Here is a 21,367-nt window from a genome sequence, read left to right as displayed (position 1 = left end):
AGCAAAGCCAATGAAATACTACCACCCGATGCCGTAATCCTCCCCATTGTTGCTACTGCCGCCCCAAAGTGTACGGTGCTGCTGATCGAAATAAATCGCATTGATAGGTCCACTGGTACGATCGCCGAGCTGAATGCTATACCCCATTTTCTTCAATTGTTCAATAATTGCTGGAGCGGTATTTTTGTCCAATAGCAGGCTACCTGAGCGCGGTTTTCGATCATCGGTCTTTGTTCCTCCCAGCGATAGCCAAAGCTGATTACTGTTGATATTGGCCGCCTCGCTGGCTTGTTGTGGCGTCATACCAAACTCGACCATATTCAAGAAAAATTGCAGTAAATTCTGATCCTGAGTATCTCCGCCCTGCACGGCAAAAGAAAGGTAAGGTTTTCCGTTTTTCAAAGCCATCGAAGGGGTGAGCGTTACACGCGGTCTTTTGCCTGGCTCGACCACATTGAACGGGTTAATCAACGAATCTAAGACAAAACTCTGTAGGCGCTGACTCATGCCCACCCCAGTATTCCCGGCAATACAGGCAGGAAGCCAACCTCCACTCGGTGTGATCGAAACGACCCAACCTTCTTCATCCGCCGCTTCAACACTTGTGGTACCCCGTAATAAACGGTCAACATAGGCACTATCCACCGCTAAAGAGGCCAAAAGAGCTGTTTTTGGCAATTCCGTTAGCGACGAACTTGAGCGTGCGTCATGTTTAGGGACAAAATCATTTTTCAGCTCCGCATGTGGTGTAAATTCCTGCTTACGCTGCTCCAGTAACGGAAGATAAGGATTCTGTTTCCCTTCATAGGGATAAGGATCTCCGGGAAGTACATTCGGGTTATTTTGCTTAAGGTCAATTGTTGCGGCCCTCGCCTTCGCATAGGACTCATGTAATAGGCCTTGAATAGGTGTCTTCGGTTTACCGTAGGGATCACCATAATAAAAATCCCGATCGGCAAAGGCTAAGTTCATAACCTGATAGAGTGTATGAATATAAGAAGCAGAATTATAACCCATGGCCTTTAGGTCAAAGTTTTTTAACATTTGCAGGCTCTGTAGCATGGCTGGCCCCTGTGTCCATTCTTGTAATTTATACACGTCAACGCCCTTATAATTGACGTGCAATGGTTCCTCCTCAATAGGTTTCCAATTGGCCAAGTCTGCTTTCGTGATTAAGCCACCTTGCTCCTTACTGCCACGGACAAATTCATCTGCAATATCGCCGGTATAAAACCGGTCGTAGGCAGCCATGATTGCGGCTTTCCTATCTTTTCCCGCTGCTAGGGCCTTCTTTTCGGCTTCTACCAATTTGGACAGGGTCTTATGCAGATCCTGCTGTACAAAAACCTCTCCCGCCTCGGGAGCTTCCCAGGATTTCCCTTCATGTACTAAAAACACCTTTTTACTGTAGGGCCATTCTTTAATGCGGTCTTTACCCCGCTCTATACTCGTTGCTGTTTGTGCATCAATGGGATAACCCGCAGCAATTTCAAGAGCAGGAGCCAATACCTCTGCAAGACTTTTCGTTCCATAATGAGCCAACATATAGCACAATCCGCCGGGCGTACCCGGAGTAACCGCAGCAAGGGGGCCATATTCAGGTGGAAATTCATAGCCCTTTGACCTAAAAAAATCAACTGTCGCTCCACTGGGTGCTACCCCCAAGGCATTTATGGCAATAACCTTCTTTAATTTCGGATGATAAATTAAGGCCTGCGTCTCTCCGCCCCAACTCAAAACATCCCACATCGTACAGGTTGCTGCGAGCATGGCACAAGCAGCGTCCACCGCATTTCCGCCTTGTTGGAATAGTTGGGCACCCGCTGTTGCCGCCAAGGGCTTACCCGTAATAGCCATCCAATGTTTTCCATGTAAAGGTGGTTTCTGTGTGCGCTGAGCTGAACTCAGCATCGGCATACCGGTAGTAAGTAATCCAAATAGCGTCGTCAGTAGCAGGGTACTTCTTCTTTTCATAGCAGCAATCTTTCGTCAAGCAATGGTTTTAGTTAAACCAAGATAGGTATTTTTAAAACAAACAAAAAACTCCTATCAACCGAGATTGATAGGAGTTCTTAAAATCTTATGTGCTCTTGTTTTACCAATAAATAGAATATAAGGCTGTAACCAATAGCGCTACGATCAATGCGATGACCAAAAACGCCCGGTGTGGTTTAAACATCGTGGTATCAACTTCCAATCCAGCTGGCACGACACCACGCTTATTGTCGATAATACTGATGAGAATCATACCGATAATACAGATGACGAAAACAAATCCCATTCTATCCAAAAATGGAATTTCGTACACTCCTGTTGTTGGATTCGGAACAGAGAAACCTGTTGATGACAAGAATGACAGATCGACCCAATCTGGCAATTTTTTGAAGATGATCGAGAAAATAAAACCACCAATTGTTGCAAACAAAGCCGCATTTGAAGTTGCTTTTTTCCAGAAGAATCCTAAAATGAACATCGCAAAAATACCTGGAGATACAAAACCTGTATATTCCTGAATATATTGGAATCCACCTTTCTTATCAATACCTAGATGTGGAGCAATCAGCACGCCCAAAATCATGGCAACCACAACAGTTAGCTTGCCGATGTTGACCAATTTCTTGTCCGATGCTTCTGTATTGAATACTTTTTTATAAATATCCAAGGAGAAGATTGTTGCGATACTGTTTGCTTTACCTGCCAAAGAAGCAACCACCGCCGCTGTCAAGGCTGCAAACGACAGTCCCTTCAAACCAGCTGGCAATAAATTCAATAAAACTGGGTAAGCATGATCCGGATTTACCTCTCCATGTTGCATCATTTCATTTTGGAACAGACCATCTTTCCACATGACATAAGCTGCAATACCCGGCAACACCACAATAATAGGCATTAATAACTTCAGAAATGCTGCAAACAAGATACCGTTTCTCGCGGTTTTCAAATCTGCTCCAAGTGCGCGTTGCGTGATGTATTGATTACATCCCCAGTAGTTCAAATTAACGATCCACATCCCCCCGATCAATACGGTTAGCCCCGGTAAATCGAGATAGTTCTCGTTTTTACGATCCAGAATCATATGGAAGTGGTCGGAAGCTTTTTCGGTCATCAAATGATAGCCTTCCAATACTCCTGAGCCACCATAGTGCTCTGAAACGAGGTTCAAGGCCAGGTAAGTGGTCGCCAAACCACCCAATACCAGAAAGAAAACCTGAATAATATCTGTATAGCCGATTACTTTCATTCCCCCCAATGTAATGATCACCGCAAAAATCGCAATGGCATACATACAGGCTTCCAGACTGATACCGGAAATGCTGCTTACCGCAATGGCTCCCAAATAGAGGATGGATGTCAAATTAACGACAACATACAACAATAACCAGAAAACGGCCATGATCATCGCTACAGTTCCATTATACCGTTTATGGAGAAACTGTGGCATCGTAAAGATCTTGTTCTTTAAATATACCGGGATAAAAAATACCGCAACCACAATCAGTGTAATGGCAGCCATCCACTCGTAAGTCGCAATAGCCAATCCCATCTTAAATCCAGAACCGCTCATACCGATAAATTGCTCGGCCGAGATATTGGATGCAATAAGTGAGGCTCCGATAGCCCACCATGTCAATGATCCCTCAGCCAAGAAATAGTCTTTGGATCCTACAGATTCAGATTTTTTGCGATAATACACCCATAATCCGTAACCTGCCACAATAACAAAGTATATCAGGAAAACGATGTAATCTTTTGTGCTTAAATAATTATTCATGTATTGGTAATTGGTTTAATTTGATCGCCTAATATAGAAATATTTTTAGAACTATATATATCTATTGACCAAATTTTCTAAATACTCCTGTTTACCACTAATCGTTTTCGGCTCACCTAATTCCACTGCCAAATCCCTTAAGTTCTCCAACGTCAAGGTCCGCTCTTCGAATGATGCGCCATTTCCTTTGTCAAAAGAAGCATAGCGATCGGCCCGTATTTTTTTATAATCCGAATCTTCGAGAATACGCTCTGCGGTAAGAAGTGCGCGTGCAAAAATATCCATACCACCGATATGTGCATAAAACAAATCTTCGGGATCTGTCGAATTCCGGCGGATTTTGGCATCAAAATTCACACCTCCACCTTGGAAGCCACCACCCTCTAAAATAATCAACATGGCTTCGGTCAATTCATTGATATCATTTGGAAATTGATCCGTATCCCATCCATTTTGATAATCACCGCGGTTGGCATCAATTGAACCCAATTTACCGGCATCTACAGCGACCTGTAACTCGTGTTGAAAAGTATGTCCGGCCAAAGTAGCATGATTTATCTCTAAATTCAATTTAAAATCATCCAAAAGATTGTATTGACGCAGGAAGCCCAGCACGGTAGCCGCGTCATAGTCATACTGATGTTTTGTAGGCTCACATGGTTTCGGCTCAATAAAGAAAGTTCCTTTAAAACCGTTTTTACGGGCATAATCCTTGGCCATATGTAAAAACTGTGCAAGATGCTCCTGCTCACGCTTCATGTTGGTATTTAAAAGGCTCATATACCCTTCTCTTCCGCCCCAAAACACATAGTTTTCACCACCAAGTGCGATCGTTGCGTCCAATGCTGCTTTGACCTGAGCACCACCGTGTGCAAGGACATGAAAATCCGGATTCGTTGCGGCACCATTCATATAGCGTTTATGGCTAAAAAGATTGGCTGTACCCCAAAGCAATTTTATTCCGCTTTCCTGTTGTTTTTCCTTCGCATAATCAACAATCGTGGAAAGGCGTTTTTCGTTCTCAACAACATTATCCGAATAGTCAACTAAATCGACATCATGGAAGCAGTAATAGGGAATGTTTATTTTACTGATAAATTCGAATGCTGCATCCATTTTATCTTTTGCCCTAGTAATTACATCACTGCTTTCATCCCACGGAAATTGATGTGTGGGTCCGCCAAATGGATCCGAACCGTTACCATTGAACGAATGCCAATACGAACAGGCGAACTTAAAATACTCTTCCATGGTCTTGCCAGCAACAAGCTGTTTTGGATTGTAATAACGGAAAGCCAATGGATTTGTACTGTCTTTTCCTTCGAATTGAATTTGACCAATGCCTTTGAAAAATTCCTTTTTCCCTTTGATAATATTCATCTTATTTTTTATTTATTTGTTTATTTAATACTTCCTTCCATTGCTGGTAATGCTCTTCATATTGCGCTACAAATTGCGGTTCGACTGTATACACTGGCTTCAACGAACGAAATGCTTCTGTAAAGTCTGCATAATAACCACTTCCTATACCGGCTCCAAGAGCGGCTCCAATACTCCCGTCGTGATTGAAGATTTCCACAGGAACGTTTGTTGCCCCCACAAATGACTCCCGAAAAACGGAGCTCAAGAACAAATTTGCATACCCAGCGCGAATCATATTTGGATACAAATTGTTTTCACGCATGATATCCAGGCCATAGCGGAAGGCATAGGCAATTCCTTCCTGTATAGCGCGTAAAATATCGCTTGTCTCATGTCTGTTCAAATCTATTGCTGTAATTGATGCCCCCACTGTTTGGTTATTGAGCATGCGTTCGGCGCCATTGCCGAATGGGACAACCTGTAATCCTTTGCTACCAATAGGTGATGCGCCGGCCAGCGCATTAATCTGTTCATAAGACAAATCTCGTCCCAGTAATCTCCTGCCCCAACTATTCATAATACCGGTCCCATTGATACAGAGCAATACCCCTGTACGGATATCATCCTCGCGATAATTGACGTGTGCAAATGTATTGACGCGCGATTCACGGTCTGCAATCAACTGGTCGCTCACCCCATAGATAACCCCTGAAGTACCCGCGGTCGCGGCAACTTCGCCGGGTTGAAGGACATTGAGGGAAAGTGCATTGTTGGGCTGATCACCAGCTTTATAATTGATAGTCACCGTGCCAGAGAGGCCAAGCTCTTCGGCAACAGCTGTTTTAATCTGTCCATGGGTCGAAAACACGGGTAAGATCTCAGGAATAAGATGATCCTCAAAGCCATAATAATCCATGATGGTATCCGACAGCTTATTGTTTTTGAAATCCCAAAATATTCCCTCAGACAAGGCTGATATGGAAGTTGTCACCTGTCCCGAAAGTTTCATGGCGATAAAATCGCCCGGCAGCATGATCTTATCTATTTTTTCATAGATCGCCGGTTCATTGGCCTTCACCCAAGCCAGCTTAGACGCCGTAAAATTCCCCGGAGAATTCAAGTGATGACTCAGATTAAAGGAACGTCCAATTTCTTCAAAAGCCCTATTCCCCAGTTCAACAGCCCTGCTGTCGCACCAGATAATCGCATTTCGCAGCACATGCTGATCTTTATCGACCACGACTAAGCCGTGCATCTGATATGCAATGCCAATGGCAGAAATCGCTTTTGGATCGTACAGTCCCAAGCTGTTTGCCTTCAATAAAGCCTGTTTAAAGTAGTCCCACCAATCGAGCGGGTTTTGTTCAGCCCAATTGGGCTCCACCGTTATAATGGGAGCTTCTACGTCCGGATATTGCACCGAGCAAACCTTGCGTTGCGAAGATGCCTCAACAATCGAAACCTTTACGGAAGAAGTACCTACGTCTATACCTAATAAATACATGGTAATTAATTGAAACTGGTTATTTTAAAACAAAGGCGGAAACAAACATTGCAACCGGTTGCATAAAAGTAGGATATGTTTCTGAATTATCAAAATATTAAATAAAATTATTTACTTTGGAGCGTGAATAAAAAAACGACAATTTACGATATTGCCCGTGCGCTTGGAGTGACAGTCTCTACCGTATCGCGCGCATTGAATAATGTGCCTACGATCAGCGAGGCGACACGCAAGCTTGTGCTTGATAAAGCAAAGGAATTAAATTATAGTGTCAATAAGCTAGCGTCCTCCCTTTCCTCGGGCAAGTCCAATACAATTGGAGTCATCGTACCGACCATGCAAATTCATTTTTTTGCAGAGGCGGTACATAGTATTGAAAAAGAGTTAAAAAAACACAATTATAGTCTATTGCTTTATCAATCGAATGAATCTTTTGAGGATGAAGTTAATGGCGTGAAGACTTTACTGGAAGCCCAGGTGGACGGCATTATTGCTTCGTTGTCGCTAGAAACGCAGGAAACCCAGCATTTTCAGGAAGTGATCAATCAGCGCAAATGTTTGGTTATTTTTGACCGTACGCATAAAAATATTCCTGCTCCCGTGGTCAAACTTGATGATTTTAAAGCAGGCTACCTCGCGACACAGCATTTACTTGAACAGGGCTACAAAAATATTGCCTTTATCACAACGGATAAAGAAATAGCGATTTTTCAGGATCGTTTCCATGGTTTCGAAGCCGCCCTAAAAGACGCGCAGATTTCCCCGCAGAAGGACTTTATTATTCGCGGCGACTTATCCATTGAAGCCGGTATCAAAGGAACCGAACAGATTCTAAAATCTGCAATCCAACCTGACGCCTTTATTGGTGGCGATGACTTTACAGCTGTCGGGATAATACAAGCATTAAAAACTGCAAATATTGCTATTCCAACAACTGGTGTGATCGGTTTTGCAAACCAGACCTTTTCTTCTTTTATCACGCCCACACTGTCAAGTATCGACCAGCAGGCCAACAAAATGGGCGAAGAATGTGCTAAGCTCTTTCTGAAAATGGTCAAACAAAAAAGTCCATACGAAGCAATCGAACAGATTGTTCTTGACCCTATATTGATAAAAAGAAAATCTACCAATAGAATAGACAAATAATCAGTACCTTTGCCTAAATTTATTTAAATGCAAGCCCGGCAGAAATTTAGGATAATAAGCATCTGTTTATTATTTGTCATTCAGGCCCTTTTTTTAGTGGCCATCTTTGTAGAAAACACACATTCTTATATTGTATTGGCTTTTATCGGCCTACTGTCCTTACTGATCTTATACAGTTACCTCAAGTCGCCCATTCATCATCACAGGCATGAATATGAATCGATTAAAATTGCTATTTGGGTACCTGTAGGAGCGATTGCATCCTACTATTTCAATCAGATTTTCGGTTTGGGCCCTGTGTTGGGCGCAGCACTGACAGGTACCATCGCCTCGTTCATTCCCAATATCAACAAAAATTCAAGCTATCTACCCCACCTTCCGGCAGCAATTTATTGCGGTGCATTTGTAGGGATGTCCAATGCGCAGGTGGCGCATGGGTTCTCTTTTATTTTAGCAGCCAGTATTTTTACAGCGATCTTTCTGATCGTATCGAAAAGTTTATTAAATGGTGTCGGCGGTAAACTAGGAACATTGGCCTTCCTGGGTGTTTCACTGACCTACCTCCTGTTATACATTTTTAAGTAATATGGAAACATTCATTTTATACCTCGTTGGAGTTATAGGGAGCACAGCGACCTACTATGTCAATACCAAATTTCACCAAGGAGCAGTGCGTTCATCAGCATTGCTGACATTATTTGTCGCAGGTTTTCTTCATTTCTTCCCACAAAGTGTTTCGCCCTATCTTGCACAATATATTCCGCCGATTTTTATCGGTGCATCATTTATAGGTATGGTATCAAAAAGTCAGTTATCAACTTATTTTGGTTTAGCCCTTGCCGGCATTATCTTTACAACGATTCTGCTTAATACAAGTAAATTTTTCACCGGCTACGGTGGAGCACTTGGAACTTCGGCCTGCATCGCACTGTTGGTCGTATTGAGTATCCCTTATTTTAAATCACCACGGAAAATGACCGTTGGATTTCTCCAGCTCCGCAAAACAATCTTAAAAAAACAGGGGAAAGTTTCAAAAAGACGAGTAGATTTGTTTAAAAAAAAAGCATAACCACATGAAACCTTTATTTCTTGCCCTTATTATCCAAATCTTTCTCCTGAGCCATTTGAGTGCTCAACAAGCAAACATTAACATCGTAAATCAAGAACGAAATAGCAGCTACAGAGGTTTAAGTGTAGTTGATGATACAACTGTATGGGTAAGCGGAAGCAATGGGACAGTTGGGCTCAGCACCGATGCTGGAAAAAACTGGCAGTGGGTCAATCCAATTGGCTACGAAAAAACAGATTTTAGGGATATCGAAGCATTTGATGAGCATGAAGCCTTAATTATATCGGCCGGTTCCCCTGCCATTATCTTAAGCACACAGGATGGTGGTCGAAGCTGGAAAGAAGTATTCAATGACAAGCGGCCCGAAATATTTTATGACGGTTTTGCTTTTACATCAAAAGGGGTCGGCATTGCCTTTGGCGACGCCATTCAGGGAAAAATGCCGCTATTGAAAAGCACCGATTTCGGAAGGTCCTGGAAAGATATATCCCCGAATATGCACTTTACCATTACCGATGGCGAGGCCGGTTTTGCAGCCAGTGGAACATCAATATATTGCGATAACAACGGAACATATTGGATTGCCACAGGTGGGACAGTTTCCAATATCTACAGCAGCAAGGATCAGGGTAACACATGGCAACGTTACAGCTGCCCCATCATTCAGGGCACAAATAGCACCGGCCCTTTTTCTGTCGCATTTTACACATCAAAAACGGGTATTGTCGTCGGTGGCGATTACAAGGCAGATAAAAACAAAGACAAAAATAGCCTGCTAACCAACGATGGCGGCAAAACATGGTCTGCACCACAGACAGCACCCGCTGGCTTTAAGTCGGCCGTTATTTATCTTTCAAAAAAACAGCTGATCAGCACGGGCACTTCGGGTACAGACCTATCGAATGACGGCGGAAAAAACTGGACGCCTATTGGAAAGGAAAGTTTCAATGCCGTCCAAAAGGCAAAAAAAGGTCGAGCGATATTTTTAGTGGGCGATAAAGGCAAAATAGCGAATTTAGCATTATAAGCTAAATTCGCTATTTCCTGCAACACTACACACTATTTTTTGCAGCACTGTGCCGCTAGGTTTTGTCGTCCAAAACCGAGATTTACGCACTTATAAATAACTACTTACGCGACAAACGCGATTCCTCCAAATCCAGGGAATACTCGATCTCTTTAATGACATCGCTGTCAAAAGCCTTGCTTTCCTTGATCTTGTACAGACCATCACGACGCAGCGCCAAAAGTTCCAGCATAATTTTATTATAGAGCCCCCTTACTGCCGAAAGCTGCGCGCGCGTATCCTCTTCTTTCGCTCGTTCGGATGCATTTACGCTTCGGATAATCTGCTCTTTGACGCGAGCGATGGTCTCATGTTCCAGCATTTCTTTTGCATAATGTTTATCCAGATATGCAATAGATTCTTTGCCAAGCCGTACACGGATCTCATCAATTTGCTCTTCCATTGAAGCTTGCTCGTCGACTTCCTTAATTTTTATCAATTTAATCAACAAAGGCAATGTAAGCCCCTGAAAAACAAGCGTCACTAAAATCACCACAAACGTAATGAACAAAATCAGATTTCGGTGTGGGAAGGCCGTTCCATCGTATAAAGTCAATGGAATCGCTAATGCTGACGCCAAAGAAACCACGCCTCTCATCCCGGCCCAGCCAACGACCAGGGGCAGTTTCCACCCTGGACTCTTTTCCTTGATGCGAACCCGTTTGAATAATATTCTGGGAACAAAAGCCGAAAGATAAACGGCGATTAAGCGCAAAACAATAACAATTACACAGATCGCCAAGGCATAATCAATAGCTTCCTCCATGGAGTATTCACCCAATCCATTGATGATCACCGGAAGCTCAAGTCCAATTAAAATAAAAACAAATCCATTTAATAGAAAGCCCACTGTCGCCCAAACCTCCTTCGTCTGGATGCGCGTATGGTAGTTGAGGTAATCGCCTGCCCGGAAGGAAAGAAACAATCCACCACTAACCACCGCCAAGACCCCCGACCATTCAAAATGCTCCGCAACAATATACATCAGGTAAGGTGCGATGAGGGTAATGGGTGTTGAAATACTGGACGATTTCGCGACATAGCGTAAGAAAATATAGAGGATGTGACCGATGACCAAACCAACTACAACACCCATGACTGATAACATCAGAAACTGTGTCTTCGCATTGCTCATTACGAACTGACCAGTAAGAATCGCGATGGATGCAAATCTAAAGACAGTCAATGAGGCCGCATCATTGACCAGGCTTTCTCCTTCCAATATTGCAATTCCCCGTTTAGGAATACTTACCCCCTTCAGGACAGAACTCGCGGCCACGGCATCTGGGGGAGAGATAATCCCACCCAGTAAAAAGCCCAGCGCTAAGGTAAACCCAGGAATAATACTGACCGAAAAGTAGGAAATGGCCAATGATGTGAAAAAGACTAAACCAAAGCCCATGATGAAAATAGACCGTCGCCACTTTAGAAAATTCCCCCAATTGGTATACCAGGCTGCTTCGAAAAGCAAAGGTGGCAAAAACACCATAAATACGATATCGGGATCAACACTAATAACCGGCGCGCCCGGAATCAGCGAAATCACCAGTCCGCCAATAACCAGCAGGATGGGGTAAGAGATTTTTAAGCGTTGACTCAGCACAAATAACATGGCCATAAAGAAAAACAGCACCATAACCAATAAGAGGTTGCTGTGAATTTTTTCACCGGCCTTCCCGCCCACGGTAGACTTGACATCCTGATAGGGAACCGACATGGACATGCTGTATTGACGAATCTTCCATTCATTATCCAGCTTACTTAATACCCCCACGCCACGAAAAGACTTGGTATTGATCTTAAAAGATTCATCAAACCACGCTGTCGTACTATCTGCATTAAAGCTGATATGCCGCTTATCATAGGTGTAGGTCCAGGCATTTTTTGGATTGAAATATTGATCGGTGAACTTCTCTGCATGTGCTTTATCCCACCTTTCATCATGATCAGTACCCAAAATAACGCCATCTGAAGCAATAACATTCAAAAACGGGCCATACTTTACCTCGCCCGAGGTTTTGTGCCAACGATCTAACAGCCCATTGATTTCGTCCATAGGCTGCTGGGCATTTGTCGGAAAGACAAATAAGATTAAACTAAGAAAACAATACGTACCTAAAATGATCTTTCTAATCATACATTATAAAACTTCGTAATCGCTCAGACCATACGCTTTCGCTGAGATCAGTCTTAAAACAAAAAGCTGCGTATGCAGCTTTTTATCTTTATTTAATTATTTCTTCAATTTCGCTGATAATCCGCTGCGCGATCTGCTCAGCAGCTTCAGGCGTAGGTCCCTCCGAGTAAATCCGAATAATCGGTTCGGTATTCGATTTACGCAAATGCACCCATTCATTTTCAAAGTCTATTTTCAAGCCATCGATTGTCGAATGGTCTTCATGCTTATATTTTTCCTCCATTTTGGCCAATAGGTTGTCAATGTCCAATTCCGGAGTCAGCGTGATCTTGTTTTTTGACATAAAGTATTGCGGTAAAGAAGCACGATATTCGGAGGCTTTTTTACCAAGCTTAGCCAAATGCGTTAAGAAGATGGCCACGCCTACCAGCGCATCACGGCCATAATGAGATGCCGGGTAGATAACACCACCGTTTCCTTCTCCGCCAATGACAGCATCGACTTCTTTCATCTTTGTAACCACGTTGACTTCGCCCACAGCCGCCGCATAGTACTCGCCACCATGTGCTTTAGTCACATCATGTAGTGCGCGTGTAGAAGATAAATTGGAAACGGTATTTCCTTTTTTATGCTGCAATAAATAGTCCGCTACGGCAACTAGGGTATATTCTTCACCAAATAGCTCGCCATCCTCCATCATAAAGACCAATCGATCTACATCCGGATCTACGGCAATCCCTAAATCAGCTTTGTGTTCAATAACCGCAGCCGATAGATCCGTCAAATTCTCTTTCAATGGTTCTGGATTATGAGGGAATTGACCATTTGGCTCACAATGGATTTTATAGATTGTCTGTACACCAAGTGCATCCAACAACGCTGGAATAAATGTACCACCGGTACTGTTGACTGCATCCAAAGCAACTTTAAAATTAGCCGCTTTGATGGCTTCTTTATCCACATATTCCAGTGCCAACACAGCGTCTACATGTTTCTGTAAGTATGAATAATCTTTATGATCTTGTCCCAGTTCTTCCACTTCGGAAAAATCAAAGTCTAAGGATTCACCAAGGGCCAATACTTCTTGCCCTTCGGCATCTGAAATGAATTCACCCTTTGCATTCAATAACTTTAGTGCGTTCCATTGACCGGGGTTGTGTGAAGCAGTCAAAATAATACCACCCGCTGCTTTTTCCATCGGTACGGCAATCTCTACCGTTGGCGTTGTTGAAAGCCCCAGGTCAACCACATCAACACCGATGCTTTGTAGGGTTCCAATCACCAAATTACTTACCATCTCACCAGAAACACGCGCATCTCTTCCGACAACAATTTTTTTGATACCACTCTGCTTAACAATTATTTTGCCATAAGCAGCTGTAAACTTAACGATATCTATTGGGGTAAGTGCCTCTCCAGCACGTCCGCCGATCGTACCTCGTATTCCTGATATTGATTTAATTAAAGTCATTTCTTTTGAATTGATTAACGTGTAAATTTAGCACAATGGCAATAAAATATCGAATTAAAATTATAATTAATGAATATTTAACGTATATTTGTTGCAACAAAGTTGTTTTTAAAAGAAACAACCGTTTGCAATGAAATTATTTTTACTTTTGAAAAGTGAGTTTTTAAAGTTTGGGAATTTCATTGTCATCAGCAACATTTATGATTCAACAATTAGTACACATCGATCAAGAGATTTTTCTGGCCATTAATCAAGGCTTGAGTAACCCCGTATTTGATTGGTTATTGCCGATATTACGCAATCCATACACTTGGGCACCTTTGTATTTATTTCTGATCATATTTTTCATTAAGACCTATGGAAAAACAGGTATCCTAATTGTTGCCATGACCTTGGTTACTTTCGGAATTTCCGATGGTATATCCTCTCATTTGATCAAAAAGACTGTAAAAAGGATTAGACCATGTAACGACGTGGAGTTTAAAGAAAATGTCAACATCCGAGTGCGATGCGGCTCGGGCTTCAGCTTTACATCCTCTCACGCGGCCAATCATTTTTCCCTAGCTTTTTTCTGGATTGTACTTTTCCGGAGAAGATGGAAACATGCGCTTTGGCTTTGTATTACCTGGGCAACCCTAATCTCAGTCTCTCAAATTTATGTTGGTGTCCATTACCCGTTTGATGTCCTGTGTGGTTCAGCCTTAGGTATTCTGGTTGGATTGGCAACAGGCTACTTATTTAAACGGTTTGTGCCTAGCTTTTTTAAAACTGAACACGTATAATGAATTCAATTTTATTGATTTTAATTTTATTCATACCTGCATTTGCAAGTGGAATTGCTGTATTTTTTGTACAAAAGAAAGGAACCAGTTTCCTTAAACTCATCCTTTCTTTTAGTGGAGCCTATTTATTCTCTATTACTGTGCTTCACCTCATTCCGCATGTCTATCAGTCCAACAATACTTCACCTGAAGTATTGGGTATTTATGTACTTGCTGGATTTCTTTTCCAGCTATTTCTTGAACAGTTCTCCCAAGGGATCGAACATGGCCATATCCATACCGAAAATGATCACGACCACCATAGCCATCGTTTTCCAATCGGTATTATGTTCAGTCTATGTCTTCATGCTTTCCTCGAGGGAATGCCACTTGCGGCTACACATCAGACAGAACTTGCACTAGGCATATCCATCCACCACATTCCGGCCGCATTTGCGTTGGGAAGTATTCTAATAAGCACACATTTAAAGAAAAATACCATCCTCATTACACTGGCTTTATTTGCGGCAATGACCCCTTTTGGCTTTTTACTGAGCAAAGCCATCAGTACAGGTGAAGTAGGGAATATCCAGCAATATTTTGATAAAATCATGGCCGTCGTTATTGGTATCTTTTTACACATATCGACGACGATACTTTTTGAATCGGGCTCCATTGACCATCATAAATTCAATAAAAAGAAAATGATCGCTGTGATTGCAGGTGTTGCGATTGCACTCGGAAGTTTCTTATTTGTCGGAGAACATAATCATGGGCACGATCAACACCAACAACCGCATGATCATGAACATCATGATCATGCGCATTAATTTCTTTAGCCGCGAAGTTTATCCAACAGTGTACTTAACGTCATTGCCTCTTCTTCGCTAATTCGATTGGGTAAAAGATCCTTCATCAGCATTTCCTCATCAAGATTCTTAAGAATCTCCAAACCCTTCTCGGTGATAACCAAATCCACAGCCCTTTTATCTCCACCCGATTGACAACGTGAAACCAATTCTTTGGAAACCATGCGATCAATCATACGCGAGATGTCAGGGGTGGTACTCAACATTCTTGATTTAATCAGATTATTGGTTGCAGGCTTAGGATATTGGCCCCTCAATATGCGCAAGACATTAAACTGTTTCAAAGTGATCCCTTCTTTGGCAGCTCGCTGTTCAAGCTCATTGTTAATCCAATTGTACGTATATAGAATATTTACCGTACAACGATGCCATTCATTGCTGAATTTACTTACTTTGATTTCGTCCTCAATCTTCATTCTGGTTGATAATTAATCGTTCTGAATAGTAAAGATAGCTGTTTTTTACTAAATACATAACTATGACATTAGAATCATTCTAAATGGTAGAAATTCTGTATATTTGAAGAATTCAAAAAAACAGGCAGATGCGTAATAGAACTAGCTTAGATAAGCTAAAAAAAGGGGAAAAAGCGGTAATTATTGATTTTGATTCACACGAAATTCCAGCTAAATTTTTCGAATTAGGGTTTATACCTGGTACCGAAGTAGAAGTGAAACATATCGCACCTTTGGATGGTCCCATATGTCTAAATATTAGTGCTAATAACGCCTTAATTGCTATCCGCAAATCAGAAGCTAAAGTCATCCTTATTGATCAGAAATAATGAATAACCCGATTATTGCACTTTTGGGTAATCCAAATGTGGGTAAAACATCTCTATTTAACCGGATTACAAAATTAAATCAGAAAGTAGGAAATTATCCCGGAATTACGGTCGAAAAACGTGAGGGGCAAGTAAAAGCCAACAACAAAATTTATCGTATTATTGATTTACCGGGAACATATACCCTGTTCCCAAGTTCGCTGGACGAAGAAGTTGTTTTCAACACTTTAGTCAATAAAAAAAGTAGTTTCAGACCTAACCTTGTCGTTGTCGTCGCTGAACCTACGAACTTAAAGCGGTCTATTATTCTTTATCAGCAGGCCCGGGAGCTCGGTCTGCCGGCCATCTTTGTCATCAATATGATCGATGAAGCCAAAGAAAAAGGAATTACAATAGATGTTCAGAAGCTTGAGCAGCTATTAAATACAAAAGTCTACGAAACCAATGCACGTACGGGACAAGGTATCGATCAGCTGATCAAAAACTTTGATGCTGTTCCGCCCATGTATATCAGCAAATTCAGCCTACCCAAGGAAGCTGATGCCGCATTAGAAGAAACCAAACGTCTTTTTCCATTAGATACGGAATACCATACCTGGCAATACCTGGCCAAAGGCGAGGTATCCTTTTTATCGAAAGAAAAAAATCAGGCGATTCAACAAATCCGTGAAAAACACCAATTACGTGCCGAGAGACTGCAAAAAGACGAAGCCATTTTGCGTAGTAAATCCCTGGATAGCAGCCTTGCTGAAATCTATGCAAAGGATGAATCCTCCAATAAAAACAAAACCAATACGATTGATAGCATTCTGCTTCATCCCATCTTTGGCTATGTCATCTTCTTTGGAATCCTCTTTTTAATCTTCCAGGCAATTTATACCTGGTCTGGACCAGCCATGGATTTTATCGATGGTTTATTTGGTGATCTTGCAGCCTATATACAAACAGCATTGCCGGCAGGGCCATTGACCGACTTGCTCAGCAATGGTATTATCAAAGGTATTGGCGGAATTGTGATCTTCATTCCACAGATCGTTATTTTATACATCTTTATCTCGATCATGGAAGAAACGGGCTATATGAGCCGTGTTGTTTTCCTGATGGACCGCTGGCTTCGCCCTTTCGGGCTGAATGGAAAATCAGTGATTCCATTGATTTCGGGCGTAGCCTGTGCTGTTCCTGCAGTCATGTCTGCACGTAACATCGAAAATAGCAAAGAAAGACTGGTCACTATTCTGGTAACGCCTTTTATGACCTGCTCAGCACGTCTACCTATTTATATCGTTCTGATCGGACTGGTGATACCGGACACGAAATTAGGGGGTTTTCAAATACAAGGTATTGTATTGTTTGTGATGTACCTACTTGGAATATTCGCAGCTTTGCTATCGGCGATTATCCTGACCAAAGTCATCAAATCAAAACACAAATCATTTCTAATCTTTGAACTCCCTACCTATAAGACTCCAGATTGGAAAAACGTAGCCTTAAATGTATGGGAAAAAGCATCAAGCTTTGTTTTCGGCGCAGGTAAAATCATTTTAGCCATTTCCGTTATCCTATGGGCATTGGGTAGTTTTGGTCCGAACGATAAATTTAGCCGGGCGGAGGAATATGTGACAAAAAATAACCCCAACCTGTCCGAAGCCGATTTGGACCATGAAATTTCATCTTATCGTCTGGAACATTCTTTTCTTGGCTATCTTGGCATGGCTATTGAACCTGTTGTTGAACCATTAGGCTACGACTGGAAGATGGGCATAGGTCTTATTTCTTCGTTTGCTGCCCGTGAAGTTTTTGTAGGCACAATGGCCACAGTATATAGCCTTGGTGACGAAGTGGATATCGAAGATGAAGCATCTAAAACAACGGTATTAGGCAAAATGAAAAGCGAAATTAACAGGAATACCGGTTTACCGGCTTATAATTTAGCTTCTGGTGTATCCTTATTACTGTTCTATGCTTTTGCTATGCAATGTATGAGTACAATTGCAGCAGTAAAGAGGGAAACAGGCTCGTGGAAATGGACTTTGATACAGCTTGGTTTTATGACAGGCTTGGCGTATTTCAGTGCCTTGATTGCTTATCAACTTTTAAAATAAAAAGCTATGGATAATTTAACAGTACAATATCTCATCGTAGGAATGCTCGTTTTGGCGGCTGTATGGTATGTCGTTAAAAATGTCCGAACATCACTAAAGGGCAAGTCGAGCTGCTCGAAAGGCTGCGGATGCGACTGCGGCGTAGAAAAAACACAAAAAGCAAATTAATTTATCTTTTTGAGTAGCATTTACAAATAAGATTTCGTTATTAGTTAGAGTGGCCAAAAATCACACTAGCTGCTAATTCATAAAGCGCCGTATTTCCAAATTACGGCGCTTTCTATTTCTGAGTCAAACAGGCCCCTCGCTATTGTTTATAAAAAAACAACGAAATACATTAAAACCACAACAGAATGTGCACAAATACCTAAGTGTTTTATTAACTTTATGCGCTTAGGGCAAATCGTTCGCTGGGAAGCTTTACGATAAACAGGTAATTCTTCTGGCGTCATTGATTTTGCTCAAACGATCCTTGGTGGGAGCAAATAGCCTCATGGGTTTTTCCGTATCTAAGGACCAGATTAAAACAGACTAGTAACCGTATTAACCATACACATGGAGAAACAGAACAATAAGGAGGAGTTAAAAAGAGGACTTCAAAACAGACATATTCAATTAATTGCCCTGGGTGGTGCAATCGGAACGGGCTTATTTCTAGGTATTGGGAAGGCTGCCACATTGGCTGGGCCAGCTGTTATCCTCGGCTATGCTTTCGCCGGAATTATTGCTTTTTTTATTATGCGCCAGTTGGGTGAGATGGTTGTTGAGGAACCTGTTTCAGGAAGTTTTAGCTACTTCGCCAATAAATACTGGGGTTCTTTTGCGGGTTATGCTTCGGGCTGGAACTATTGGGTGCTGTATATCTTAGTCAGCATGGCCGAACTCACAGCGATAGGCGTTTATGTACAATTCTGGTGGCCGGAAATACCTTTATGGGCATCAAGTTTATTTTTCTTCTTTGCAATCAACGCCCTTAATCTTGCCTCAGTCAAAATTTATGGCGAGACGGAATTTTGGTTTTCCATTATCAAGGTTGTTGCAATCATTGCCATGATTGTTTTTGGTGCATATTTATTGGTAAGCGGTACTGGAGGGGAGCAGGCAAGTCTCAGCAACCTGACTTCACATGGTGGTTTTTTCCCAAAAGGTTGGTTTAGCCAAACAGCGAATGGAAGTTTTGAAGGCCTTCTTTCCGCCATAGCATTGATCATGTTTTCTTTCGGTGGCCTGGAGTTGGTTGGTATCACTGCTGCCGAGGCCGAGCATCCCGAAAAGAACATCCCCAAAGCGACCAACCAGGTTATCTATCGAATCTTAATCTTTTACGTAGGTGCATTGATTATTCTTTTCTCTTTGACACCGTGGACAAATATCACCGCCGATACAAGTCCCTTTGTGCTGGTGTTTGACAAACTCAATGGGTTTGAATTTACGATCTTTGGAAAGACCTTCTATTTCACAAAAATTATCGCAAATGCGCTAAATCTTATTGTCCTTACCGCTGCATTATCTGTTTATAATAGCAGCGTGTACAGCAATAGCAGAATGTTATATGGATTGGCAGAGCAGGGAAATGCACCCCGTTTTCTTTCGAAACTCAACAAGAATCATGCACCTATTAACGCGATTTTAGTTTCGGCACTGTTCGCGGCGATTTGTGTATTTATCAACTATGTAGCACCTAAAAATGCCTTGGAGATCCTGATGTCGCTGGTGGTATCTTCACTGATTATAAACTGGGTCATGATTTCCATTACACACTTGTATTTCAGAAAGAATAAACTCGATGCCCACTTACGCACCAAGTTTCCATCCTTTCTGTATCCTTTAAGTAATTATATCTGTCTGATCTTTTTGATCGCTGTACTTGGCATCATGTGGATAACAGGGATGAAACTTCCGGTAGAATTGATCCCTGCTTGGCTTATATTACTCTATGTGAGTTATATTTTGATCAAAAGAAAGAAATCTTAGTTCACTGGAACCTCGATCTTATCAATAAAAAAAGCCTGATTCATTGCATGAATCAGGCTTTTTTGCTAAAATTTAAAGCGGGTATTCCTCCTCGATAATAGCAAATTCATAATTGTCGCTCCAACCATCTAAAATAAGCCCAGCTGCATTCCTGCATCGGGTAAGCGGAAAAGATCCCTTCTCAAGGATGGAAGCGTCCCATTATTCATATATTTCTTGACGGAAAGCTTGAATAAATGCTGTAAGCTCTCGGCCATATGGCCATCCCCCTTTATCCTCCGTCCAAAATCGGTATCGTTAATTTTTCCACCATGACAGGCTTCGATCCAATGTAAAACCTTTTCAGCACGATCAGGATAGTTCTGATAGAGCCAATCTTTAAAGATACCACCAATCTGTCCATTGAGCCGCACGATGGTATAGGAGGCCGTAATGGCTCCCGCATCTGCTCCTGAACGGATCAAATCTGAAATCTCATCACTATTGATCCCCGGAACGATGGGAGCCATCATCAGCATGACGGGTACACCTATCCCAGTCAATCCCTCAATCAGTTTCAACCGGGCAGATGCTGTAGCAGTCCGAGGTTCCATTTTCTGACGAACCTCTTCGCGTAGCGAATTGATGGTCACGGCAACGGAAACCAGCTTGTGCGCTGCAAGCTCGCGCAAAAGATCAAAATCCCGTCGCATTAGTACATTTTTGCTGATGATGGAGACCGGATGCTGGTATTTGACCATCAATTCTAATAGCGAGCGTGTGATACCCAGCTTCCGTTCAATCGGTTGATAACAGTCTGTATTGCCTGAAAGCATAATCAAATCGGGTTGGTAGCTCGATTTTCTAAACTCCTGTTCGAGAAGCTGAGCCGCATTGTGTTTTACCAAGATCTTACGCTCAAAATCCAACCCAGCACTAAAGCCCCAGTATTCATGCGAATTGCGCGCGTAACAGTAAATACAACCATGCTCACAGCCCTGATAAGGATTAATGGATCGTTCAAAACGTAGATCCGGGCTATTTGATTTGGATATAATGGATTTTGGATGTGTCGGAATAAATTGTGTTTTCTCGGCACCCAAAAATTCTTCATCCAGCCCCTCCACATGTTCCTGCACGTATTGATTAGAAAAAAATTTGTTATTGGGATTGATCTGCGCCCCTCTGCCCTTCAAATATTCCGATGAATTCATAGGTTAAAATTACTAATTTTATTAGTAAAAACAAATTAAAATTTCCCATTTTCCACAAAGAGAGAAAGCGAATATCTTCTAGTTTGAAGTCCCAACAAAACGTATTTTAAACCAAATAAAAATCCCTATACTGCATCGACAGTATAGGGATTAAAAT

General features: G+C 42.0%; 18 protein-coding genes. 10 read left to right on the top strand and 8 right to left on the bottom strand.

Features of this window, described 5'->3' with window-relative positions:
• Nucleotides 1-18 precede the first annotated feature (18 nt).
• From B3E92_RS15045 to B3E92_RS15030, 4 genes are all read right to left on the bottom strand, one after another.
• Nucleotides 19-1,974, bottom strand: a complete 1,956-nt coding sequence (locus B3E92_RS15045) for a gamma-glutamyltransferase family protein (RefSeq protein ID WP_286897465.1) — start codon at nucleotides 1,972-1,974, stop codon at nucleotides 19-21.
• A 121-nt stretch (nucleotides 1,975-2,095) separates the two neighbouring features.
• The gene (locus tag B3E92_RS15040; protein WP_286753271.1) at nucleotides 2,096-3,772 is read right to left on the bottom strand and encodes a sodium/sugar symporter; all 1,677 of its coding nucleotides are present in this window, start codon (nucleotides 3,770-3,772) and stop codon (nucleotides 2,096-2,098) included.
• Nucleotides 3,773-3,823: 51 nt separating this feature from the next.
• Nucleotides 3,824-5,152 carry a xylose isomerase gene (gene xylA / locus B3E92_RS15035; RefSeq protein WP_286897464.1) on the bottom strand — a complete coding sequence of 443 codons (1,329 nt, stop codon included), beginning with the start codon at nucleotides 5,150-5,152 and terminating at the stop codon, nucleotides 3,824-3,826.
• Between the two features lies 1 nt (nucleotide 5,153).
• Nucleotides 5,154-6,638, bottom strand: coding sequence for a xylulokinase (locus B3E92_RS15030; protein WP_286897463.1), 1,485 nt, complete (start codon nucleotides 6,636-6,638; stop codon nucleotides 5,154-5,156).
• 123 nt (nucleotides 6,639-6,761) lie between these two features.
• Here B3E92_RS15030 and B3E92_RS15025 point away from each other — a divergent pair, with 123 nt between their 5' ends.
• From B3E92_RS15025 to B3E92_RS15010, 4 genes are all read left to right on the top strand, one after another.
• A complete protein-coding gene (locus B3E92_RS15025) occupies nucleotides 6,762-7,784 on the top strand; it encodes a LacI family DNA-binding transcriptional regulator (protein ID WP_070563701.1) in 1,023 nt (340 codons plus the stop codon).
• A gap of 96 nt (nucleotides 7,785-7,880) precedes the next feature.
• Entirely contained in the window at nucleotides 7,881-8,369 is a 489-nt protein-coding gene (locus B3E92_RS15020; protein WP_239468737.1) for a hypothetical protein, read from the top strand.
• Nucleotide 8,370: 1 nt separating this feature from the next.
• Nucleotides 8,371-8,853, top strand: a complete 483-nt coding sequence (locus tag B3E92_RS15015; protein WP_286897462.1) for a hypothetical protein — start codon at nucleotides 8,371-8,373, stop codon at nucleotides 8,851-8,853.
• Nucleotides 8,854-8,857: 4 nt separating this feature from the next.
• Entirely contained in the window at nucleotides 8,858-9,880 is a 1,023-nt protein-coding gene (locus B3E92_RS15010) for a WD40/YVTN/BNR-like repeat-containing protein (RefSeq protein WP_286897461.1), read from the top strand.
• 100 nt (nucleotides 9,881-9,980) lie between these two features.
• Here B3E92_RS15010 and B3E92_RS15005 read toward each other — a convergent pair whose 3' ends face one another.
• Both B3E92_RS15005 and glmM read right to left on the bottom strand, forming a co-directional pair.
• Nucleotides 9,981-12,056: a Na+/H+ antiporter gene (locus B3E92_RS15005; protein WP_286897460.1), complete on the bottom strand. Its 2,076-nt coding sequence runs from the start codon at nucleotides 12,054-12,056 to the stop codon at nucleotides 9,981-9,983.
• Nucleotides 12,057-12,144: 88 nt separating this feature from the next.
• Nucleotides 12,145-13,527, bottom strand: a complete 1,383-nt coding sequence (glmM, locus tag B3E92_RS15000) for a phosphoglucosamine mutase (protein WP_286897459.1) — start codon at nucleotides 13,525-13,527, stop codon at nucleotides 12,145-12,147.
• A 200-nt stretch (nucleotides 13,528-13,727) separates the two neighbouring features.
• Between glmM and B3E92_RS14995 the strand changes: the two genes are divergently transcribed.
• Entirely contained in the window at nucleotides 13,728-14,309 is a 582-nt protein-coding gene (locus B3E92_RS14995) for a phosphatase PAP2 family protein (RefSeq protein ID WP_120336230.1), read from the top strand.
• Complete coding sequence (locus B3E92_RS14990; RefSeq protein ID WP_286897458.1) at nucleotides 14,309-15,118, top strand: ZIP family metal transporter; 810 nt, start codon at nucleotides 14,309-14,311, stop codon at nucleotides 15,116-15,118. Before B3E92_RS14995 ends, B3E92_RS14990 begins: the two co-directional genes overlap by 1 nt.
• Before the next feature lie 5 nt (nucleotides 15,119-15,123).
• Here the strand turns inward: B3E92_RS14990 and B3E92_RS14985 are convergent, their stop codons facing one another.
• The gene (locus tag B3E92_RS14985) at nucleotides 15,124-15,573 is read right to left on the bottom strand and encodes a MarR family winged helix-turn-helix transcriptional regulator (RefSeq protein WP_070563722.1); all 450 of its coding nucleotides are present in this window, start codon (nucleotides 15,571-15,573) and stop codon (nucleotides 15,124-15,126) included.
• Nucleotides 15,574-15,701: 128 nt separating this feature from the next.
• On the opposite strand from B3E92_RS14985, the gene B3E92_RS14980 reads away from it, so the two are divergent.
• The 4 genes from B3E92_RS14980 to B3E92_RS14965 all read left to right on the top strand — a co-directional run bounded on the left by B3E92_RS14980 (nucleotide 15,702) and on the right by B3E92_RS14965 (nucleotide 20,017).
• Nucleotides 15,702-15,941: a FeoA family protein gene (locus tag B3E92_RS14980; protein ID WP_046672175.1), complete on the top strand. Its 240-nt coding sequence runs from the start codon at nucleotides 15,702-15,704 to the stop codon at nucleotides 15,939-15,941.
• Nucleotides 15,941-18,043, top strand: a complete 2,103-nt coding sequence (feoB, locus tag B3E92_RS14975) for a ferrous iron transport protein B (RefSeq protein ID WP_286897457.1) — start codon at nucleotides 15,941-15,943, stop codon at nucleotides 18,041-18,043. The genes B3E92_RS14980 and feoB overlap by 1 nt, the downstream gene beginning before the upstream one ends.
• Nucleotides 18,044-18,049: 6 nt before the next feature.
• The gene (locus B3E92_RS14970) at nucleotides 18,050-18,211 is read left to right on the top strand and encodes a FeoB-associated Cys-rich membrane protein (protein ID WP_286897456.1); all 162 of its coding nucleotides are present in this window, start codon (nucleotides 18,050-18,052) and stop codon (nucleotides 18,209-18,211) included.
• A gap of 387 nt (nucleotides 18,212-18,598) precedes the next feature.
• Nucleotides 18,599-20,017 (top strand): amino acid permease, encoded by a 1,419-nt coding sequence (locus tag B3E92_RS14965; RefSeq protein WP_286833623.1) that lies wholly within the window; start codon nucleotides 18,599-18,601, stop codon nucleotides 20,015-20,017.
• A gap of 128 nt (nucleotides 20,018-20,145) precedes the next feature.
• On the opposite strand, the gene B3E92_RS14960 is transcribed toward B3E92_RS14965, so the two are convergent.
• Nucleotides 20,146-21,210 carry a PA0069 family radical SAM protein gene (locus tag B3E92_RS14960; protein ID WP_286833625.1) on the bottom strand — a complete coding sequence of 355 codons (1,065 nt, stop codon included), beginning with the start codon at nucleotides 21,208-21,210 and terminating at the stop codon, nucleotides 20,146-20,148.
• Nucleotides 21,211-21,367 lie beyond the last annotated feature (157 nt).

The organism is Sphingobacterium sp. UBA6317 (assembly GCF_002440385.1).
Lineage (GTDB): Bacteria > Bacteroidota > Bacteroidia > Sphingobacteriales > Sphingobacteriaceae > Sphingobacterium > Sphingobacterium multivorum.
Note: the sequence above shows the minus strand (reverse complement) of the source record. Positions and strands in the feature narration are given on the sequence as shown.

What these genes read in the sequence shown, in the direction of transcription:
- B3E92_RS15040 (WP_286753271.1), bottom strand. Translation starts at nt 3,772, where the DNA reads ATGAATAATTATTTAAGCACAAAAGATTACATCGTTTTCCTGATATAC.
- B3E92_RS14985 (WP_070563722.1), bottom strand. Translation starts at nt 15,573, where the DNA reads ATGAAGATTGAGGACGAAATCAAAGTAAGTAAATTCAGCAATGAATGG.
- B3E92_RS14995 (WP_120336230.1), top strand. Translation starts at nt 13,728, where the DNA reads ATGATTCAACAATTAGTACACATCGATCAAGAGATTTTTCTGGCCATT.
- B3E92_RS14965 (WP_286833623.1), top strand. Translation starts at nt 18,599, where the DNA reads ATGGAGAAACAGAACAATAAGGAGGAGTTAAAAAGAGGACTTCAAAAC.
- B3E92_RS15045 (WP_286897465.1), bottom strand. Translation starts at nt 1,974, where the DNA reads ATGAAAAGAAGAAGTACCCTGCTACTGACGACGCTATTTGGATTACTT.
- feoB (WP_286897457.1), top strand. Translation starts at nt 15,941, where the DNA reads ATGAATAACCCGATTATTGCACTTTTGGGTAATCCAAATGTGGGTAAA.
- B3E92_RS15015 (WP_286897462.1), top strand. Translation starts at nt 8,371, where the DNA reads ATGGAAACATTCATTTTATACCTCGTTGGAGTTATAGGGAGCACAGCG.
- B3E92_RS14990 (WP_286897458.1), top strand. Translation starts at nt 14,309, where the DNA reads ATGAATTCAATTTTATTGATTTTAATTTTATTCATACCTGCATTTGCA.
- B3E92_RS14980 (WP_046672175.1), top strand. Translation starts at nt 15,702, where the DNA reads ATGCGTAATAGAACTAGCTTAGATAAGCTAAAAAAAGGGGAAAAAGCG.
- glmM (WP_286897459.1), bottom strand. Translation starts at nt 13,527, where the DNA reads ATGACTTTAATTAAATCAATATCAGGAATACGAGGTACGATCGGCGGA.
- xylA (WP_286897464.1), bottom strand. Translation starts at nt 5,152, where the DNA reads ATGAATATTATCAAAGGGAAAAAGGAATTTTTCAAAGGCATTGGTCAA.
- B3E92_RS14960 (WP_286833625.1), bottom strand. Translation starts at nt 21,210, where the DNA reads ATGAATTCATCGGAATATTTGAAGGGCAGAGGGGCGCAGATCAATCCC.
- B3E92_RS14970 (WP_286897456.1), top strand. Translation starts at nt 18,050, where the DNA reads ATGGATAATTTAACAGTACAATATCTCATCGTAGGAATGCTCGTTTTG.
- B3E92_RS15030 (WP_286897463.1), bottom strand. Translation starts at nt 6,638, where the DNA reads ATGTATTTATTAGGTATAGACGTAGGTACTTCTTCCGTAAAGGTTTCG.
- B3E92_RS15005 (WP_286897460.1), bottom strand. Translation starts at nt 12,056, where the DNA reads ATGATTAGAAAGATCATTTTAGGTACGTATTGTTTTCTTAGTTTAATC.
- B3E92_RS15010 (WP_286897461.1), top strand. Translation starts at nt 8,858, where the DNA reads ATGAAACCTTTATTTCTTGCCCTTATTATCCAAATCTTTCTCCTGAGC.